The following is a 20,779-nucleotide window of genomic DNA, read 5'->3' as shown; positions in this document are numbered from 1 at the left end:
TCTTTGACGTAAGACCTCGTTCGATGATTTTACCAAACATACATACCCCCCATGACCTACGTCAATTACCGAGAGAACAATTTTCTTTATTGGCGAAGGAAATACGTGACCTCATTATTGATGTGGTTTCACGACAAGGAGGACATTTGGGAGCTAGTTTAGGAGTAGTAGAACTAACAATTGCTCTGCACTATGTATTTAACACTCCTGATGATAAACTTGTTTGGGATGTAGGACATCAGTGTTACCCCCACAAAATACTTACCGACAGAAAAGAAGCATTTGAAAACATACGTCAATTTGGTGGTATCAGCGGATTTCCAAAAATTGAAGAAAGCGTGTTCGATGCTTTTGGCACAGGACATTCTTCAACTTCTATTTCGGCGGTGCTGGGTATGGCTGTAGCATCGGTTTTACAAGGAAATCGAGACCGGCAACACATTGCCGTAATTGGCGATGCCTCTATCGTCAGTGGTATGGCTTTCGAAGCTTTGAATCATGCTTCTACGACCGATGCAAATGTTATTATCATACTGAATGACAATAACATAGGTATTGACCCATCAATAGGAGCTTTAAAAAACTATTTTGAACAGCAGAAAAAGGAAAAAGGAAAAAACGAGTCTTTTTTTAAATCACTGAATATCAAATACAAAGGAATCATTGATGGACATAATATCCCTGAACTTATCACCTCTTTTGAATCTGCGAAAAAGGAAAAAGGTATCCAGCTACTCCATGTAACCACAATCAAAGGTAAAGGTTTAGAAAAAGCTGAAAATGACCAGATTACCTACCATTCTCCTCGAAAATTTGATAAAATCACGGGTGAACAGTATTCAGAAAGTGTGGAACTTCCTGCTAAATACCAAGATGTTTTTGGACTGACTTTAAAAGAGTTAGCCGAACAGAATCCAAAAATTGTAGCTATCACTCCTGCAATGCCAAGTGGAAGCTCTTTGACCCACATGCAACAATCGTTCCCAAATCAAGTTTTTGATGTAGGAATCGCTGAACAACACGCTGTTACATTCTCTGCTGGATTATCCTTACAAGGAATGATTCCGTTTTGTGTGGTCTATTCAACTTTCTTGCAACGAGCGTATGACCAAATAGTTCATGATGTGGCATTGCAAAATATACCCATAATTTTCTGTATCGACAGAGCGGGATTAGTGGGGGAAGACGGGGCAACCCACCACGGTGTTTTTGACATGGCTTTTCTACGGTCTATTCCTAATCTGATAATCGCCTCTCCACGAAATGCCACAGAGCTTCGAAACCTACTTTACACCGCTCAACTCAATGTAGGACAACCCTTTGCAATTCGATATCCACGAGGCAGATGTTCTCAAACTGATTGGCTACAGCCTTTCCAAAAAGTCGAAATCGGCAAAGGAAGACAACTCAAATCGGGAACCAAATACGCTGTTTTAAGTATCGGAAGCATTGCCGATAATGTAACAAAGGCATTGGATTTGTTAAAAAATAGTGAAGAGTATGCTCATTTTGATATAGGTTTCTTAAAACCTTTGGATGAATCACTTTTACACACTATTTTTGCAACCTATACAATCATTTTTACCGTTGAAGAGGGAATCGAAAAAGGAGGGTTTGGAAGTTCCATTGCTGAATTTGCAAACGTTTACAATTATAAAAACAAACTGAAAATCATAGGTTTACCTGACATTTTCATAACACATGGTAATGTGGAGAGATTACAAAAAATAGTCGGTTTAGATTCCTCCACCTTGGCTGAAAAATTCAGTCTACTGTAGTCAGGAGTTTGTAAGAAACAAGCTCTGCTCTACTCCCTCTCCCAAGGATTGTTCATTGTGGAAGTAAGTAAATAGTTGAAAGTGTTTTGTAAAATCAGTAAAATTGGAGATGAACCCCACCAATTTGGCTACATTCACAAAATTCTACGTACAAACTTCTTCTAAAAAAATGTGTAATCACTAAAAAACAAAACCATTAAAAGTACAATATAGAAATGAAAAAAATCTTACTTACTACCCTTTTGCTTATAAACGCTGTCTCTTTTGCTCAAATCCGAAGGGCGAAAGGAGAGATTCAACCTATAAAAACTTATCCGATCCAGATTATTAAAAATCAAAGAGCTATTGAATTTGCTATTGACCGTTTTAAAAAAGAACAAGAAAAATGGTTTAAATTCAATCGTATCAATTTAAGTATCAGCGAAATGGCTTTCTCAAATTGGAGTGCAGGAGGTGACAATTCGGTAACAGCTTTATTAAATGCTCAGTTCAGACGTCGTTTTTCTGAAACAACCTATTTTTGGGATAATGAATTAGAAATCAACTATGGAGCCAATGCTCAAAAAGGTCGAGGGCCTCGGAAAACGGACGATAAATTTTCGATTACTTCTTCCTTTGGTTATCGTGGAAATTCAAAATCACGTTGGTACTACACCGCTAAATCACAATTTCTGACGCAAATTTACAACGGATATGCCTATCCGAATACGGAAACTGCTATCTCTAAATTCATGGCTCCCGCTCACTTTACGCTGGGGATAGGATTGGAATTTGTACCAGATGCCAAACGCTTTAATATATTCATTTCACCGATAACTCATCGAACTCTTTTTGTTTTAGATAAAACCTTAGCTGATCAAGGTGCCTTTGGTGTCGATAAAGCGGAATATGATGCCAATGGAAATATGATAAAGCCTGGTAAAAAAACTAAATCACAGTTAGGTTTTTATTTATCAGGGAATTGGAGAAAAGAAATTGCTAAAAACATGCAGTTGGAAAATCGTTTCAATTTCTATGGTGACTATCTAAAAAATGTAGGAAATATTGACATAGACTGGGAATCAACCCTTAATTTGAAAGTAAATACCTATGTTCAAGCGCGTATTGGAATACATTTGAAGTATGATGATGACATTAAATTCTATTCATATAAAGGTGCTAACGGTGCTATCCATCAATACGGAGCAAGACCCCAACTAAAACAAATGTTAGCTGCTGGACTTTCTTACACTTTCTAAAAAAAAACGTATTAACTCAAAATCATGTTTTTAGAAAACACCACAAATCATTCAGAAAAATTCGGATGGATAGAGGTCATCTGTGGATCTATGTTTTCGGGGAAAACCGAAGAACTCATCCGTAGGTTGCGACGAGCTCAATTCGCTAAGCAAAAAGTAGAGATTTTCAAACCTGCTCTTGACACTCGTTATGACGAGAGTAAGGTCGTTTCACATAACGCTAACGAAATTCATTCGACCCCTGTACCAACAGCTACTCATATTTTACTACTTGCTGATGGTTGTGATGTAGTGGGAATTGATGAAGCCCAATTTTTTGACAACGAAATAGTAAATGTATGTAATGATCTAGCTAACAGAGGAGTACGGGTTATTGTTGCAGGGTTAGACATGGATTTCAAAGGCAATCCTTTTGGTCCAATGCCTGCACTGATGGCTACGGCTGAATATGTTACAAAAGTCCACGCTGTTTGTACTCGTACAGGAAATTTAGCTCACTTTAGTTTCCGAACTACTGACAATGATGGTTTATTTGTGTTAGGAGAGAAAGAAAGTTACGAACCTCTGAGCCGAGCCGCTTTTTTTAAGGCTATGAAAACAAAAAAAGACAATCTCGTTGAAAATACCGAAAAATAACTAAATTTGCCGAAAAAATTAGTATCACATACCTATGGAAATTTTATTTACCGCCGATGCTTTAATCGCATTTTTGACCCTGACATTCTTAGAAATTGTCTTAGGAATTGATAACGTGATTTTTATCTCAATCGTTACGGGAAAATTACCTGAAGAAAAACGCAAAAGAGCTACCCAAATCGGGTTGTTTTTAGCTATGTTCATGCGTATTGCCTTACTGTTTGCCATCACATGGCTTACCAAAATGAAAAGTACACTTTTTACCATTGACTGGGGGTGGTTTACTGCCCACATTAACGGACAAGCATTAATTTTACTCAGTGGGGGTATCTTCCTAATTTACAAATCAACCAAAGAAATCCATGAAAAAGTAAATCATATTGAACACATTACTGACTCAAAAGGGGCAGGACAAAAACGTTCTGTATCTTTTTCCTCTGTTATCTTTCAAATTTTAATGATTGACCTTATTTTTTCTGTGGACAGTATTTTGACCGCCGTGGGGATGACTAATGGTTTATACCCTGCAGAAGTTGAAATATGGGGAATGCGTCCTGAGTTATTCATCATGATTGCAGGAGTAATTGTTTCCGTAATTGTAATGATGAGTTTTGCTGTTCCTGTGGGTAAATTTGTCAATCGTAATCCATCAATCCAAATTTTAGCATTGTCATTCCTAATTTTGATTGGATTCATGCTAACCACGGAAGCTTTGCACCTTTCAGATGCTGTTTTGGCAGGAGAAACTATCGGAGCTGTTCCAAAAGGATATCTATATTTCGCTATTGCATTCTCTTTAGGAGTAGAGTTTCTAAATATGCGTATGCGAAAAAAAACAAGCTAATAACTGACAAATCTAAGACCAATGAACTTTGGCAAACATTTTGAGTATAGAAAAAAGATAATTTTTAATTTTTTTAATCACTATGATGGGATATTACCTTATTATTGGAGCATTAACTTTGGTTAGTTGGCTGGTTAGTTGGCAGTTAAAACGTAAATTCAAGCACTATTCCCAAGTGCATTTACGCAATAACATGTCAGGTGCGGAAATTGCCGAAAAGATGTTACACGACAATGGGATTTATGATGTGAAAGTTATTTCAACACCTGGAATGCTTACTGACCACTACAACCCAATGAACAAAACCGTAAACTTAAGTGAAGGGGTTTACAATCAACGCAATGCGGCTGCAGCGGCAGTAGCTGCTCACGAAGTGGGACATGCCGTACAACACGCTCAAGCATACAAATGGCTGACTATGCGTTCTAAGTTAGTACCCATTGCAAGTGTTTCCTCTAACTTTTCTACTTATTTGATTATGGGTGGATTAATTTTGTCCACAATGTCAAGTTTTGGAATATATGTCGCTGTTGCGGGTCTGATTATGTCGGCTTTGGCAACATTGTTTACAGTCATCACACTCCCTGTGGAATATGATGCGAGTAACCGAGCTTTGGCATGGCTGAAAAACAAGAATATGTTAGCCCCTCAAGAATATGCAGGTGCTGAAGACTCTTTAAAATGGGCTGCAAGAACCTACTTGGTAGCTGCTTTAGGGTCATTGGCTATGCTTGTTTATTGGGCCTTGAAAATCGCAGCCGCTTCAAGAGAATAAATTTTAAGAGTATTATTTAAACAATCAAATCCCGATTTTGGAAAAACCAACTTCGGGATTTGTTATTTTTTAGGAAAAAGTTTCTAATTTTCGCCACTGTTCTCGAGAAACTTTAATGGATAAGTCGTTTTCCATAAAGACATAGGGCTTTACTATTGTTTTAATAAAAACTTTATTAATAACAGATTTTCGATTATGAGCCACAAAATAGTCAATCTGAGATTCCTCTAACAAAGTAAAGATTTCTTCCCAAGTTTGTTTCAGTTCGTACGAACAATTATTCTTCAAATATAACATTTTCGAACGTGTTCCTTCCTGTTGTAAAACGGCAATAAATTCCGACATAAAAATACGTACCTTTCCCAAAGATGTGTCTATCAAAATACCCTCAGATTCTTTGCTTTCTGCTGAGCTTCCTTTTTTGGAAACCGATTTGATAGCTTGTTTTTCGGCTTCTCGAACATAGCTTTGTAGATGATTCGTTAGGTTTTCATATATGGGTTTAACGATGTATTTATTAACTATTGGAAAATCGTTGATGATTCGTTGAGGGATTTCAGGATTTTCTGACTGATATCCTGTAAAAAATATAACATAAGGATTATAATTTTCAATTGTTGAAATGTAATTCAAAATCTGATATGCATTACCTCCACGAATGCTCCAGTCTGAAAAAATCATTTCTGGAAGATGTTGCGTAATTTTTTCAATCGCATCGGTCAATTCCGATGAAAACTCCAAGGCCTCCCATTGCGGATAGCTTTGCATACGAATACGGATATTTTCCCAAACATTGGTATCGTCCTCAACGACAATATATCGAAATTTCATGATTAATATTTTTTTAATATTTTATCAATTTAATTGAGTTTTATTTATATAAAATAGCCTTTCCTTCTCTTTTTATTAGGGGGGGGGGGGAATATATTTTTAAAATTTATATCTTTTCGCATCCGAATAGAAACTATTGTACCAGGATACTCCTGGTCATCAGGATTAAATTTATTAATTGAGTTCCACACTTAACTACATATCAAATTCCGGTGATGAACAGGTTTCTTCTCAATCATTCGTTTGATGAGATTATTGAATATATTATCTTTCGATTGAGAACGGTTAATTCGGTATGAAAATTCAGCCAAATATCTATCCATATTGAAATCTGAAACTCGACAATAAATCGTTCTCAACCAACTTTTTACTTGGTGTATTATGGTATGTAAAATAGGAAAATTCTTCCCTTTATTACTCGGTATTTGTTTGATATTGAAATCTTTAATAGGTCTGTAACCTTTCCAATCATCAGTGGTCACTTGGGCGGATTTATCAATATGTTTATCAAAAATTGTCCGTAATGATTTGGCAGAATAATCTTCTATTTTATTGGCATAGAATCGTTTAACCTTCCCATCATCAGTTAGTTCTATGGCACAAACAATCTTTTTTTTCTTTGAATCGTAACTCCTACCTTGTTTGCCATCTTCTTTCCCTCCCACAGTAAACTCGTCCACTTGAACTTGACCATTCATTTTATGTAATTCATTGGATTTCATTGCTTCACGAACTTTGTGCATAAACAATCGAGCCGTATTTTCGGTAATTCCATAACGAACAGACATTTGTAAAGCTGATAGGTTTTTAGTGGTTGCACACATCTCAAAACAAATAAAAAAAGCCTTACGAAGCCCGAATTTTACTTTGTGAAAAAGTGTTCCTGCCGTAGGGCTTTCTGTATCAGAACAAATGTTACAAGTTCTTGAAAAATCCTTGCGGATTTGGCTTTTTGTATGCCCACATTTACGACAAACAAAGCCTTTTTCCCACTTCCAATGAGCTAAATATTCTTCACAATCTAAGTCGGTTTTGAAGCGTTCAGTGAACTCTAAAAGATTTTGACCGTTAAAAATTTCCATAACTACCTGATTTTATGAACTGCAAATATATGAAATTATATGAGGAACTCAATTTATTAATTCTTATGCTGAAAGCTCGTTCTATCTTGGTATTGATAATTTCTATCATTGCAGCAATATTATTCAGACCTGTACCTCTTCGTGCAAATTCATAGAATTTTTTAGAATGTTCCATCCCTACCCCATTGTCTGAAATCGTGATATAGTAGAAAAAATCATCTTCAGTAAAATCAATATTCAATAAAAATGGAGCTACTTTTCGATGCCGAACACCGTGAAGAAGTGCGTTTTCTACCACCATTTGAAGCGTCCCAATGGGCAGACGATAATCCAAGGGAACTACTTCTACATGAGAAATTTTAATATGTAATTCTTTGACATACAACTCTTTGTAGATATCAATAGTATTGAGTGCTAATTTCCATTCTTGAGCGAATGAAATACAAGGTTGATTCTCTTTTGAAAATAAGTGAATAATGTTAATATTTTCGCCTATGCGGCTAATAATTCGCTCGGCGTGAGGCTTGTCGTACAAAGACGCTCCTAAACTGTTGAGAACGTTCAACATGAAATGAGGACGAAATTGTTTACCAAGGCTAAGCATATTCAACTGAGTTATTTCCTTTTGTTGACGTTCCATTCTTTGTTGGATTCTAACCTGTTTAATTACAATCAACGTTGGGAACAAAAGCAATAAGAACCAAAACCACCACTGTTGCCAGATGAATTTAGTAATCGTGATGGGATATTCATGCACCGAATAGCTACCGTCTTGCTGACAAATTAATACTTGAAAAATATATTGTCCAGGAGATAGATTCTGAAAATTATAGTTTTTTTGTATAGCTATATCTTCTATTTTAGGAGTTTCGCCCTTCTTAACCAAGTGTGAACGCATATACCGAGGCATATTGTCCTTTCCTTGGTAGGTAACTTGAATTTCGAAGGAAGTTTTTGACGGAGAAATCTTTAATGCTTCATCCGTTTTTAAATCTATTGAGGATTCTCCTTCATGAAGTTGCACACGTGGGGTTACATGAAAAGTAGGTAATTTCAACCATTTTTCGATATCCCATTGGTAAAGCATATCGCTTGTAGCAAACCACAGCGATTGATCTCTGAAATCGGTCAATACGGTATTTTGCTCGGTCACACTTTCTATTTTACATTCCATTGGATTTAGATACCGAACTAAAACTTTCCGATCCTTATGCCAAGTAGCTATGTTGAACAAAAGTACCTTATCTTTAGCTCCCAATACTAACCAATCATTCCACTGATGGATGAAAGTAATCATCTTTCCTTTTACTAACAGAGGGTGCTCAATCCGTACAAAACTTTCAAATCTAAAATCATCTTTATGCTTTCCATTCCAGTAGAAAAGTTCCCCTTGAGAAGTTCCAAACCACAAGGTATCATAAGTATCTTTGAGCATCGCTATAGAACCAAATGGAATGTCTTTTTCCTTAGCATAAAGCGAAATAGCTTGGTTTTTATCTTCTTGAAAAACAGCTAATTGACCTCCAGCACCTGTCCAAATATTCCCGAATTTGTCCTCGGCAACCGTGAGGCACGATTGGAGTTTCATCCCTTTATCTTTACCTACAAACTTCCATTTAACAGATTTGTTTTCAAGGTCTTTCAAAGGTTTATACATCAACCCGTAATTAAAAGTCCCTGTGAAAAACATACCTTTACTACTCACAAAACTGAAATATCCACCAACAGTATCATTCAAAATAGTATATTTGTTTTCATTCTCGTAAAGGAACGTTTGTGCAGGGGCATCAACATAGACCAGCATTTTGTTTCCGACCGACATAGCTCCAGGCAAAATACGTTTTCTTTGTTTGGACTGTACTATTTTACGATCGTCAATAACAGAAAAATTATTCCCATATGACCCGACCCAAATCTTACCATCTGGAGATTGTGTGATACTGTGAATGGATTCGGAATTGTCTCCATCAAAAATACGAGGATATTTCTTGATATACGGAAAAAGCCTCCCCAAATGCTGTGGAGTCGACACATAGAAACTGTGACTTTCAGGTGAATAAGAGTTCAGATAACGCAACTTTATATCCGAGCTGACAGCCATAAGCTGTGGTGGAGTTTGTGACAAATCATAAATGCGATATGCCTCTTTCTTTTGCTCTCCATAAAACTTATTTTTTAAATAATGGTCGGACATAATTCCTTCAAAAACAGGAGTTGAAACCCCATCTTTGTAGTGATACAAAATAGTATTAGAATTTTCAAAATAAAAATCATCAGGTGAAATAATATAACCTATCGCCGAAGTAATAAATGGGTAAGTTTTTACCAATTTAAAATTGTCAATAACATCATAAATAAACGTTTTCCCTTCCTCAGAAACTATAAAATAAATGGTTTTATCATTAGATATTAAACGATTTAGGTTATTAAATTCGGTTTTTATATTTTTAAACTGTTTATTTTCAATATCATAAACGTACAACCTTATTTTATTTCGTTGAGTTATATGAATGACAGTGAAATAGATATGTTTTTCATGCTCGACTACGTGGCTAATAAGAAAATCCTCTTCAACATCAAAAGGAAGTCGCTCAATTTTTTCACCACGTTGGCTGTAAATTGATTTTTCAAAGAAAAAATAGGTCACACCATCTTTTTCGATTATACCTGAATATTCGTAGTTTCCATCGAACTTATCACTGATTGTACTAACTGTATTACTTTCCAATCGCTTCAATTTCTTGCCATAAGGGGCTAAATATACGCTTCCTTCTGAGTTTATATGTATAGGTCTAATAGCATTAATGAAATCATCACCAAAGTTATATTTATTGTAAATGAAAGTATTAGACTCACATATAGGCAATTCTTGTCCATGGATATAACACATCCCAACGAGCAAAGCGCATATTTTAATAAAGGTTTTCATTTAAACAATTTTTAGTACGACATCTTCCTTTTTTAGATGGAAGTATACAAAATCACAAAAGTAGGGGTATTAAGAATTATGTAGGGATAAACTCCGTGATGCTGAATGAAAAAACTCAATCAATCGGATTTGATTCGTTTCGTTCTTTAGTTTTTTTAATTTCCTCGACATCGTTTTCTTCAGGAGTTTTAAATGCTTCAATGGGTTTAGGAGCTATTTTCTGTGCCTCTTCACTAAAAATTTCATTCTGATGGCTGATGCGTTCTTTACCTCGCCAAATGAATTCTTTAAAAAGTCGTTCTTCTTTGGATAATTTTTCTTCAGGGTACAAATTTCCGATAGGTTGTGTGATAAATACCACTTGTGCAATCTGTTGATTTTCATCCAATCTCAATTTTATGTGACTACAGGTAAGTTTATTGATACCGACCAATTCATTTTTTTCGGTGTAGACGTACTGAATAGATTCCGTATTTTGAATGAAGTCAATTTGTTTTAATCTATTTTTTTTAAATTTCCCATATAAAACCCTACCTTTCACTTGGTTATATCCATCACCTAAACTATCTTTTTCTACTACCAAGGCATTGTTAAATACCTTGAGGGAGTCCATTTGTTGAGTTCTTTTATCAGCAATCAGATGTATGTTCTCTCCTGTTATTTGACTTTCTCCTGTCCAAGCTACTGGATTTCCAATGAGCTGTGTAAGCCCGTTTTCTTCATTCGAATGAATGGAATCACATTTGGCTTGTAGGTCAGTTTTGTAGATTCGTGCGTCGTGAAATACCCGTATGTTTCGCTTACCTTCCTTGCCTGTAACCAGTATCTTTTTTCCATGCATATACATCGAATCCCTTTCTACCAAAGTGATTATCAATGGTTTTTTAGTAATAAACATAGAATCTTTTGCCTTATGAACCTCCCCATAATGTCCCTTAACTGTGGTTTTATTAAGGCTATCCAAAATAATTATGTTGTTAGTTGCGGAAGCAAATTGTCGTTTTTTATCGAAATAAAGACTATCTCCTTTGATTGTTTTTAGGTCATAATCAATTTTAGCATTCTGCTTGAAGTACCCCTCCTCACGGCGAGTGTCATAAAACCCTTTTTCGCTATATGTTTTATAATCCTTTCCTACAATAGTGGTAGCTCCGTAAAAGTACGCATTTCCCGTGTTATGAAAATAGTCCAAGACCTGAGAATCTACCGTAAAATCCTTATTTACAATCTTCACAGCATTAGTAAACTGATTTTTTTTAGTTTCTATGAAATATTTACCAACCTTGCTCGTTAGCTCGTTTTCAATGTCAGTAATTTTACCAAAGTTGTTGTAGTAAGCCACTTGAGTATTCCTGTCGAGGAATAGCTCTTCAGTTTCTAAAGTCATTGTTTCATTTTTCAGCACCACCTCTTCCTTAGCAACTGCAGTTTTTAGGTTTCCGTTGTAAGAAATATATTTGCTGTTCATTTGTAAAGTATCACCTTGTTGCAAAAGTACATCTCCATAAGCAATAACCTCATTTCGAGCTTCATAAAGCACTGCCAAATCACACCAAACATCCAACCCTTGATGATGAAATTGCACTCGCTTACCGTCGGATTTAAAGATTGTAGCTCCTGGATATTTCACATGGTCAATGGTGAACTCCCCTCCATAAACAATCTCAATACGCCTTTTTTTTCCTTCTTCTTGTTGAGCAAAAAGACTGAAAGTTGTTACTAAAAAACTGACTATTAAACAGATATACTTTATCATTTGCAAATAATATTTTCTTTGAGTCGGTCACCCCCCGACAACTTTTCCTAACGTAGATTTGGTTATTGTACTTCCACAGAAGAACTAAAAAATATTTTATTAAAATCTGACCTGCACCGACAGACCAAATTGAGGCTGTGCAGTAAATTCATTGATCTCTATAAACGGTTCAAAGCTCAATTTCTCATCAACATTGAACTGTTTTAGATGTGCATCCACATTAGCATCGACAATATTCAGTGCATATAACCCAATGGTTATCAACAAGGAAAGTTCTTGATTTCGACGATAAAACTGTTGAGCTCTCCGCAGTCCATCAGTACTCAATCTTGGCTGTCCATCGGGACGATTACCATAAAATTCATCATCCGTAAACCCCGCGGCACGTCGTTTGTAGGCAGCTTGATAGCGGTTAAATTCGCGTGTGTTAGCGATATAAAAATAAATAGGTGTGCCGATAGCCACATAGACTATCGGCATTTTCCAGTAACTTTTATTGTAGGCTTGTCCTAATCCAGGAAGTATGGCAGCATAAAAAGCTGCTCTTGCTGGTGAAAGAGGATCCGTATTCCACGTAACCTGCCTCACTTCCTTTTTATCCTCGACAGTACTAATTTTCAGTGTATCAGATAAATTGGTTTGCTGGGCCTTGGCTACATATCCTCCCAAAAATAATAGTATCAAAAAAAATCTATTCATTCCCTATTTAATAACCGTTGAATTCGTCTGAAATCTTCTTCCGAACTGAATGGAATGATCAACGTTCCTTTACCGTTTTTGGCTACTTTTACGCTTACTTTTGTACCAAAGAAGCGATCGAACGTATCCATACTTTCAAGCACATAACTAGGAGTAGTTCCTTTGTTGTTTTCTATCTGAGGTTTAGGTATTTCTATTCCAACGATGTTATTTTCTGTGGTATTTATTTCCGGATTTTGCAATTTACGTACCAAATCCTCTGTTTCTCGAACTGATAAATTATCAGAGATAATGCGTTGATATATCTCAGCTTGGACTTCAGGATTTTCAATGGTAATAATGGCTCTTCCATGTCCCATTGAAATAAACCCATCGCGAATACCTGTTTGAATGATAGGAGCTAACTTCAACAATCTTAGATAGTTAGTAATTGTCGAGCGTTTTTTCCCTACTCGTTTACTCATTTGGTCTTGCGTTAGGTTGATTTCTTCAATCAAACGTTGATAAGACAATGCTATCTCGATAGGATCCAAATCCTGACGCTGTATGTTTTCGACCAGTGCCATGGTAAGAGATTCATTGTCGTCAGCAATACGAACATAAGCTGGAATGGTTTGCAACCCTGCTAACTTTGATGCTCTGAAACGACGCTCTCCCGACACAAGTTGGAATTTATTTACGCCAATCTTACGTACTGTAATAGGCTGAATAACACCCAACTCCTCAATAGAAGAAGCTAGTCCTTGCAATTCTTCCTCATTGAAAGATGTACGTGGTTGAAACGGATTTACCTCAATACTATCTAACTCCAACTCAATGATGTTCCCCACCACTTTCTCAGCGTTCTTATCAGCGATTGAATTAATGTCATTTTCAGGACTATTGCCGAAAATAGCAGAAACTCCTCTCCCTAACGCTTGTTTTTTAAATGCTTTTGCCATTAACGTTGTCTATGCTTTATTTTTTTCGATGATTTCTTGTGCTAAATTCAAATGGTTGGTAGCTCCTTTACTTCCTGCGTCATAGTTGATAATAGTTTCTCCGAAACTTGGTGCCTCACTCAAACGAACGTTACGTTGAATAATCGTTTTGAAAACCATATCGCTAAAGTGCTTCTGAACTTCTTCCACTACTTGATTTGACAAACGTAAACGTGCATCATACATAGTTAACAACAAGCCTTCAATGTCCAAACTTGGATTGAATACTTTTTGAACACTTTTGATGGTGTTCAACAGTTTTCCTAGTCCTTCCAAAGCGAAATACTCACACTGAATAGGAACTATTACGGAATTTGCTGCCGTTAGCGCATTTAGGGTAATCAATCCTAATGAGGGTGCACAGTCTATCAAAATATAATCGTACTGGTCTCTGATAGGCTCTAACGCTTTTTTGAGCATATACTCACGTTGCTCTTTGTCGACCAACTCAATTTCAATCGCCACTAAATCAATGTGAGCAGCAATCAAATCCAAATTCGGTGATTCAGTTTTGATGATCATATCTTTAGCAGGAATCGTATGCTCTAATAATTCATAGGTTCCGTGTTCAACAGATTCTACATCCACCCCCAATCCTGAAGTTGCATTCGCCTGAGGATCAGCGTCAATCAACAATACTTTTTTCTCGAGTACGCCCAATGAAGCTGCTAAATTTACGGAAGTTGTAGTTTTTCCAACGCCTCCCTTTTGGTTTGCAATAGCGATTATTTTGCCCATAATTATTTTTTTATGCTATATTTACCTTATTTAATTTCAATTTTCTGAGTATTTAAACGAACTTTGAGCCATTTTTCTAAAGCTTCAAGCTCCTTTTTCTTCGTACTTTCATCAACATCTTTTTCCCATTCAAAACGAAACACTGGGATAGTATCCGTTTTTTTAAAGTTACTACGCAATTCGTTAGCAAACGAAACTGAAGCTATCAAATCACTTTTAGCAGCAATCTCCTTACTAATTTGATCAAATTTCGAGGCTTCACGCATATATTTGTTTAAAGACTCTAATTTGCTTTGCAATAGTTTTATTTCTCCTTGACTTGAAGCAAGTTGTTCTTTATTGGTATTGTAAAGTTCTGCTATGTAACCACTTTGATCTTTATTTTCACTATCACTCAAAATTCGTAACTGCGTGTTTTGTAGATAGCTATAACTGTTCTTTTGATTCTCCCAAAGAACTCTGACCTCAGGTGATATGCTTACATCTCCAAAAAAAACTAACTCAATATACGGATTTCCATCATTATAATTTGCCTTTGAGAAATCTTTAAGAAAATAGCCTTTTTCACCAAAATCGTAGACTTCTATGCTATTTTTGATGAAACGATTGGCATCTATCTCAAATTTTGATTCTTTCCATACTCCATAAAACGTATATCCTGCAGGAATCATCATCAATGTGGAAACAAAATACGCCATCTGCGAAATACGTTTTCTTTTGGATGAATTGGCATAGACTACCATTGGAATTTTGATAATACGAAGTATCAAAAATGTAGCCAAAGCAATAAAAAACGTATTAATTAAGAACAAATACAACGCTCCCGAAGCTAATTTAAAATCCCCGATTGACAAAAAATAACCTACCGTACAAAGCGGTGGCATCAAGGCTGTAGCAATGGCAACCCCAAAAATAACGCTTGCCATGGTTCCTTTTTTGGCTCTCGCAATCACAAGTGCCAAACCACCAAAGAAGGCTATCAACACATCGCGTATGTCAGGTGCAGTACGTGCTAAAAGTTCAGACGAGGTATTGCTTAATGGAAAAATGTAGAAGAATGTAAAAGCAGAAACCACACTCAAAACTACCATCACTCCAAAGTTTTTCAAAGCTCTTTTCAATAAGTCGACATCGTTCATAGCCAACGCTAATGCCATCCCCAAGATAGGTCCCATCAATGGGGAAATAAGCATCGCACCGATGATAACCGCCGTTGAATTTGCATTTAATCCTAACGACGCAATAATAATGGCACAAATCAAAATCCACGAAGTATGTCCTTTCAGCGAAATATCGGCCTTAATACTTTCTATAGTAGCCTCTTTATCAGTCTGCTCGTGAATATTCATCAAATCTGCCAAAAAATCTTTTATCTGAACAAAAATACTTTTTGGACTCTCTTTAAGCGTATGTTCGTTATTTTGGTTATTTTCCATCATTTAAAATTTAGATGTATGAAACTTTTCTGTTTTTAAAACAACCCTGGTATGTTTGGCAATCCTTGCTTTGCAACAGCTGCCAACTCGGTTTCGTTAATTTGGGTAGCTTTTTCAATGGCTTTGTTCAGCGTAAGTACCAAATAATCCTCCAATTGCTCTCTGTCCTCTAAAAGACTATCGCTAATTTCCAACGATTTAATCTCCCTGTTAGCGGTAATCGTCACTTTAATACTTCCGTCGGACGAGGTCTCGTCAATCAGTACGTGATTTAATCGTTGTTTTGTTTCTTCTACTTTTTGCTGGGTTTCTTTAAGTTTGCCCATCATCCCCATAAGGTCTCCAAACATAGTTCTTATTATTATTTTTTATGTGGACAAAAGTAAGAATTTTTTTTGAAGTAGCAAGTTTAGAGATTTGTTAAAAAAGCCACCGCTAAAGTTAAGTTCTATTTTTCTTTTCGGAAGTATATTGTACGTTATTTTTAATAGCTAAATTGATAATTATATGTAGGTTAAGTAAGTTTTTGAAGTCCTGAACAAGTCAAAATCAATTATTAATCAACAAAGTACGACCTACTATGTAATAGACCTTCCTTTGAAGAAAATTAACGTAAAGGTTGATATCTATTTTTTTTAGGATTTCCTCTGTAAATCTAAGATTTTCCAAAAGGTAGCTTCTTCGGTTTTATCAATGAAGACAGTTTCGATGGGGAGATAAAAAATATCCGACAAGCGACTTTCTAAACGTACATAATCCTTTTCTGTGGTAAGTACACGAGGGGATTGTTTGAGTTTTTCGATTTCGGTTTCTGAAAAATGATGATGATCAGCAAAATTCAAATGCTCAAAAGTTGCTCCACATTTATTCAAAAAATTGAGAAGAGGAATGGGATTTGCAATGCCCGTTACCAAGAGAAAAGGTAATTTAATAAATTCTTCTAAATAAACAGATTGATTAGCTGAAATCACTTTTTCTCCATAAGCAATGGTTGCAAAAACCACGGATTGATGTTCTTTCTGGCGTATCTGCGTAGCAATTTTTTTTCGCTCCTGCTGACTGATATGGGGTGAGCATTTAGTAACTACAATGACGTCCGCCTGTTGTACTCGTGAAACAACATCTCGCAAGTTTCCAGTAGGTAAAAGCCAATCATCGGTAAATAAATTTCCATAGGCCGTCAAAACCACATTGATTTTCGCTTCTACTTTGCGATGTTGAAAAGCATCATCAAGCAGGATTACTTCGGGAGGCTGTGGTAAAGCCAACAGATGGGATATGCCTGAAGCTCTGTCTGCATTTACCACCAAACTAATTTTAGGATATTTTTTCCAAAATTGAAATGGCTCATCCCCTAAATCGTACACGGTAGAAGTAGTATCAGCCATGACTAATCCCTTTGTTTTTCTCTTGTAACCTCTACTAACTACTCCTATCTTATAGTTTTCCTGTAGATTGCGGATTAAATATTCAACCATAGGCGTTTTTCCTGTACCTCCAACACTGACATTTCCAACACAAATGGTCGGTATTTCAAATTGTACACTCTTCAGAACACGTTTATCGTATGCCAGATGGCGTACCCGCACAACGATGCCGTACAACACTGCAAACGGAAAAAGCATATACCGCAATAACTGTATCATTTTTTAATATCAAAATAAACTTGGAAAGCACAAAAGTACGCAATTCTTAGAAATTATTAGGAATTGAAAAAAAATGATTGTCCGTTTTTTTCTCGTAGAACAGTTACAAATCCTTTTTAAGATAAGGTTCATAGCTTTAATAACTGAGCAATTTACAGATAATAAAAAAACAAAAACTTGTAATAAAAGAACTAATACAGTATTTGAATCCAACAAGTTATTGGTAATGAAACATATCATTAAACAATTATTCTGAAAATTGCCACCCGACTAATGTCCTGTTTGCCCATTTCAATTTATTCCGTACCTTTGCCTCCTTATGAGTCGAAAAAACAAAAATATCATATTCGAAAACGTTGAAGTAATTGATGCAGGGGCTAAAGGAAAAAGCGTTGCAAAAGCTCCTGATGGACGCGTTATATTCTTGTCGGATGCTATTCCTGGAGATGTTGTTGATGTACAAACCACCAAGAAAAGAACTGCTTATTTTGAGGGATTTGTTATCAAGTTTCATAAAAAATCGGACAAACGCACTGAGCCGGTCTGTTCGCATTTTGGTTATTGTGGTGGATGCAAATGGCAGAATATGAGCTATCAACATCAACTATTCTACAAACAAAAGGAGGTAGAAAACAATCTGAAACGTTTAGGACGCATTGAAATTCCTGAAATGCAACCTATTTTAGGGGTTGAAAATCCGTATTTTTACCGTAATAAAATGGAATTCTCTTTTTCTGACACTCGTTGGCTGACCCCTGAAGAAATCAAAAAAGTGGAAACGATTGACAATCGCAACGGATTAGGATTTCATATCTCAGGTGCATGGGACAAAATTTTGGATATTGACACATGTTACCTGCAAGAAGACCCTTCCAATGAAATCAGACTAAAAATAAAACAGTTTGCTATTGAAAACGAGATGCCTTTTTACAGCCCTCGTCAGCAAACAGGTTTTCTGCGTTCAATGATGATTCGCATTACTTCGATTGGGGAAATTATGCTCGTTATTCAGTTTTTCGAAGAAAACAGGAAAATGCGAGAGCAATTGTTAGACTTCATAATTGAAAGTTTCCCACAAATCACCTCCTTGCAGTATATCATTAACGGAAAGCAAAACGATTCAATTTATGACCAAGAGGTGATATGCTATAAAGGTCGTGATTGCATCTACGAAGAAATGGAAGGATTGCGATTCAAAATCAATGCTAAATCGTTTTATCAGACCAATTCGAAACAGGCATATAACCTCTACAAAGTAGCACGTGATTTTGCGGAATTGAAAGGTAATGAATTGGTGTATGATTTGTACACTGGTACGGGAACCATTGCTTTGTTTGTTGCCCAAAAAGCAAAAAAAGTGATTGGTGTTGAAGCTGTTCCAGAAGCGATTGCCGACGCTAAAGATAATGCTAAAAACAACAATATCAGCAATGTTTCATTTTTTGTGGGAGATATGAAAAATGTTTTTAACGAAGCATTTATAGAGGAAAATGGCACACCCGATGTTATTATCACCGATCCACCACGTGATGGAATGCACAAAGATGTTGTTACTCAAATTTTAAGCATTGCACCTCCAAAAGTGGTGTATGTAAGTTGCAATAGTGCAACCCAAGCTCGTGATTTAGCTCTAATGGATGCAATGTACAAAGTAACTAAAGTACAAGCAGTGGATATGTTCCCTCAAACGCATCATGTTGAAAATGTGGTTCTATTGGAAAAAAGAATATAGTTTATAATTCACATACTTTTGGAGATTCGTAATTAAACCTTTATGAAAAAAAATAAAATAAGAAAATTCAGTCTATTTTACCTTGCACAAAAGTTTTCGATTATTTAATCCAATCATTAACCCGATTAGCATCCAAGCGTAGAAATATAAACAAAAGAATAGTAAATGCCCATAGCCCTGAACCTCCATAGCTGAAAAAAGGTAATGGAATGCCTATGGTAGGTATCAATCCAATCACCATACCTATATTTATACAGTAATGCATGAACAAAATTGATGCCACACAATAACCATAAATTCGGCTAAATTTGGAGCGTTGTCGTTCCGCTAAAAAAATCAAACGAAGAAGCAAAAAAGTAAAAATCACAATCACTGTGAGCGTACCTACCAGTCCCCATTCCTCGCCCAAAGTGGTAAAAATATAATCCGTATGTTGCTCTGGCACAAAACTCCCCTTAGTACGAGTACCTTCTAAAAATCCTTTTCCAAAGATTCCTCCTGAAGTAATTGCCGATTCGGACATGTAGGTATTATAGCCAAAGTCACGACGCATCTCACTGATTTTCTGAGGGTCTTGCTCCATACGTAACCATAAACTCAACCTGTTTCGGTGGTGCTGTTTCAAAACCGAATCAAATACAATCGATGTGGAAAACGATGTGAGCAAACAAACCGACAAAAGGATAAATATATTCTGAAAAGGAATTCTATTGGTTCTTCTTTTATACCAAAATCCGTAGAAACCAATCATTAATAAGCAGATGATTACAGCGAAAAGCACACCAAATTTCAAAGTTATAATAAAAACTATGGCTACCAACACCATGTAGAACAACAAAGCAACGTGCATACCTTCACGGAACAGCACAAATGTTAAGGAAAAAAAAACCAGTAAACTCCCTACATCAGGTTGCAGAAGAATTAAAATAGCGGGTAATGCCAGAATAAGTATTGCCTTAAAAAGATCTTTAAAATTCTGTATGTTAGTATGAATATCACTCAAAAACTTTGAGAAAAACAATGCTGTGGCTACTTTAGCAAACTCACTGGGCTGCACAGTGATAGACCCAATAGCATACCACGATAAAGCTCCGTTGGTTTTCTTTCCTAAAACAAATAGTCCCGCTAATAAAGCTAATGAAATAAGATAAAATACAAAAGAAAAATTTTCGTAAAATTTTGAATCTATTGCCAGAATAAAAACAATAAGCAATAGTCCAAGCCCAATAAAAAGCGTTTGTTTTCCGTAGAATTGATCAAGGTCAAAAATAGAAGTTACCTCAGCCTCATTATAAGTAGTTGAAAAAATGGCTATCCAACCAATACTAACCAATAATATATAACAAAAAACGGATAACCAATCTAAATTTTTTATAAGGCTTTGTTTCATAAAATCTAATTTGAAAGTTGTTTTGTTTTTCTAAATAATAGATTTGCGTTTTTATCGGACATACATTGAATCTGTGTCTGGTTTTATCCTATTTTTACACAAAGTAATCCGCTATATAATTGAAAAACATAAATTCACTTAGTATTTTCATCGTTACCTTTTATTTGAATTCCATATGAATACCACGATACAGTTTGCGCAAAAAAATAGAAGAATATGACTTTGATTGAAATATGAACAATATTTTCTAAAATTACCTTTATAACGATGAGGTTCCGACTACATATCC

Annotated in this window: 17 protein-coding genes; 6 read left to right on the top strand and 11 right to left on the bottom strand. The window is 35.9% G+C overall.

Annotation, left to right across the window (positions count from 1 at the left end):
- Positions 1–23: 23 nt before the first annotated feature.
- From CGC52_RS09595 to CGC52_RS09575, 5 genes are all read left to right on the top strand, one after another.
- Complete coding sequence (locus CGC52_RS09595; protein WP_095894228.1) at positions 24–1,778, top strand: 1-deoxy-D-xylulose-5-phosphate synthase; 1,755 nt, start codon at positions 24–26, stop codon at positions 1,776–1,778.
- 215 nt (positions 1,779–1,993) lie between these two features.
- A complete protein-coding gene (locus tag CGC52_RS09590; RefSeq protein ID WP_095894227.1) occupies positions 1,994–3,016 on the top strand; it encodes a DUF3078 domain-containing protein in 1,023 nt (340 codons plus the stop codon).
- Positions 3,017–3,040: 24 nt separating this feature from the next.
- Positions 3,041–3,652 (top strand): thymidine kinase, encoded by a 612-nt coding sequence (locus tag CGC52_RS09585; protein WP_095894226.1) that lies wholly within the window; start codon positions 3,041–3,043, stop codon positions 3,650–3,652.
- 34 nt (positions 3,653–3,686) lie between these two features.
- Positions 3,687–4,496: a TerC family protein gene (locus tag CGC52_RS09580; RefSeq protein WP_042008825.1), complete on the top strand. Its 810-nt coding sequence runs from the start codon at positions 3,687–3,689 to the stop codon at positions 4,494–4,496.
- 82 nt (positions 4,497–4,578) lie between these two features.
- Positions 4,579–5,271 (top strand): zinc metallopeptidase, encoded by a 693-nt coding sequence (locus tag CGC52_RS09575; RefSeq protein ID WP_095894225.1) that lies wholly within the window; start codon positions 4,579–4,581, stop codon positions 5,269–5,271.
- Positions 5,272–5,340: 69 nt separating this feature from the next.
- Here the strand turns inward: CGC52_RS09575 and CGC52_RS09570 are convergent, their stop codons facing one another.
- The 10 genes from CGC52_RS09570 to lpxK form a co-directional block, all read right to left on the bottom strand.
- Positions 5,341–6,102: a response regulator gene (locus tag CGC52_RS09570; protein WP_095894224.1), complete on the bottom strand. Its 762-nt coding sequence runs from the start codon at positions 6,100–6,102 to the stop codon at positions 5,341–5,343.
- A 191-nt stretch (positions 6,103–6,293) separates the two neighbouring features.
- Complete coding sequence (locus CGC52_RS09565) at positions 6,294–7,184, bottom strand: IS1595 family transposase (RefSeq protein WP_095894058.1); 891 nt, start codon at positions 7,182–7,184, stop codon at positions 6,294–6,296.
- On the bottom strand, positions 7,171–10,113 hold the full coding sequence (locus CGC52_RS09560; RefSeq protein WP_111966942.1) for a two-component regulator propeller domain-containing protein: 2,943 nt from the start codon (positions 10,111–10,113) through the stop codon (positions 7,171–7,173). Before CGC52_RS09560 ends, CGC52_RS09565 begins: the two co-directional genes overlap by 14 nt.
- 115 nt (positions 10,114–10,228) lie before the next feature.
- Positions 10,229–11,869: an OstA-like protein gene (locus CGC52_RS09555; protein ID WP_095894222.1), complete on the bottom strand. Its 1,641-nt coding sequence runs from the start codon at positions 11,867–11,869 to the stop codon at positions 10,229–10,231.
- Between the two features lie 99 nt (positions 11,870–11,968).
- Positions 11,969–12,568, bottom strand: a complete 600-nt coding sequence (locus CGC52_RS09550) for a DUF5683 domain-containing protein (RefSeq protein WP_042010013.1) — start codon at positions 12,566–12,568, stop codon at positions 11,969–11,971.
- Positions 12,565–13,509, bottom strand: a complete 945-nt coding sequence (locus CGC52_RS09545) for a ParB/RepB/Spo0J family partition protein (RefSeq protein ID WP_095894221.1) — start codon at positions 13,507–13,509, stop codon at positions 12,565–12,567. Before CGC52_RS09545 ends, CGC52_RS09550 begins: the two co-directional genes overlap by 4 nt.
- A 9-nt stretch (positions 13,510–13,518) precedes the next feature.
- The gene (locus CGC52_RS09540; protein WP_042010018.1) at positions 13,519–14,286 is read right to left on the bottom strand and encodes a ParA family protein; all 768 of its coding nucleotides are present in this window, start codon (positions 14,284–14,286) and stop codon (positions 13,519–13,521) included.
- A gap of 26 nt (positions 14,287–14,312) precedes the next feature.
- Positions 14,313–15,722: a DUF389 domain-containing protein gene (locus CGC52_RS09535; protein WP_232745179.1), complete on the bottom strand. Its 1,410-nt coding sequence runs from the start codon at positions 15,720–15,722 to the stop codon at positions 14,313–14,315.
- Between the two features lie 35 nt (positions 15,723–15,757).
- Entirely contained in the window at positions 15,758–16,072 is a 315-nt protein-coding gene (locus CGC52_RS09530) for a YbaB/EbfC family nucleoid-associated protein (RefSeq protein ID WP_095894219.1), read from the bottom strand.
- 285 nt (positions 16,073–16,357) lie between these two features.
- Positions 16,358–17,368, bottom strand: coding sequence for a tetraacyldisaccharide 4'-kinase (lpxK, locus tag CGC52_RS09525; RefSeq protein WP_042343187.1), 1,011 nt, complete (start codon positions 17,366–17,368; stop codon positions 16,358–16,360).
- A gap of 319 nt (positions 17,369–17,687) precedes the next feature.
- Here lpxK and rlmD point away from each other — a divergent pair, with 319 nt between their 5' ends.
- Positions 17,688–19,100, top strand: coding sequence for a 23S rRNA (uracil(1939)-C(5))-methyltransferase RlmD (gene rlmD / locus CGC52_RS09520; protein ID WP_095894218.1), 1,413 nt, complete (start codon positions 17,688–17,690; stop codon positions 19,098–19,100).
- Positions 19,101–19,200: 100 nt separating this feature from the next.
- Here the strand turns inward: rlmD and rodA are convergent, their stop codons facing one another.
- On the bottom strand, positions 19,201–20,490 hold the full coding sequence (gene rodA / locus CGC52_RS09515) for a rod shape-determining protein RodA (protein WP_095894217.1): 1,290 nt from the start codon (positions 20,488–20,490) through the stop codon (positions 19,201–19,203).
- Positions 20,491–20,779 lie beyond the last annotated feature (289 nt).

The sequence above is a fragment of the Capnocytophaga sp. H2931 genome (assembly GCF_002302535.1).
GTDB classification, from domain to species: Bacteria; Bacteroidota; Bacteroidia; order Flavobacteriales; family Flavobacteriaceae; genus Capnocytophaga; species Capnocytophaga canis.
The sequence above is the reverse complement of the archived record's forward strand: the minus strand, read 5'-3'. Positions and strand labels throughout refer to the sequence as shown.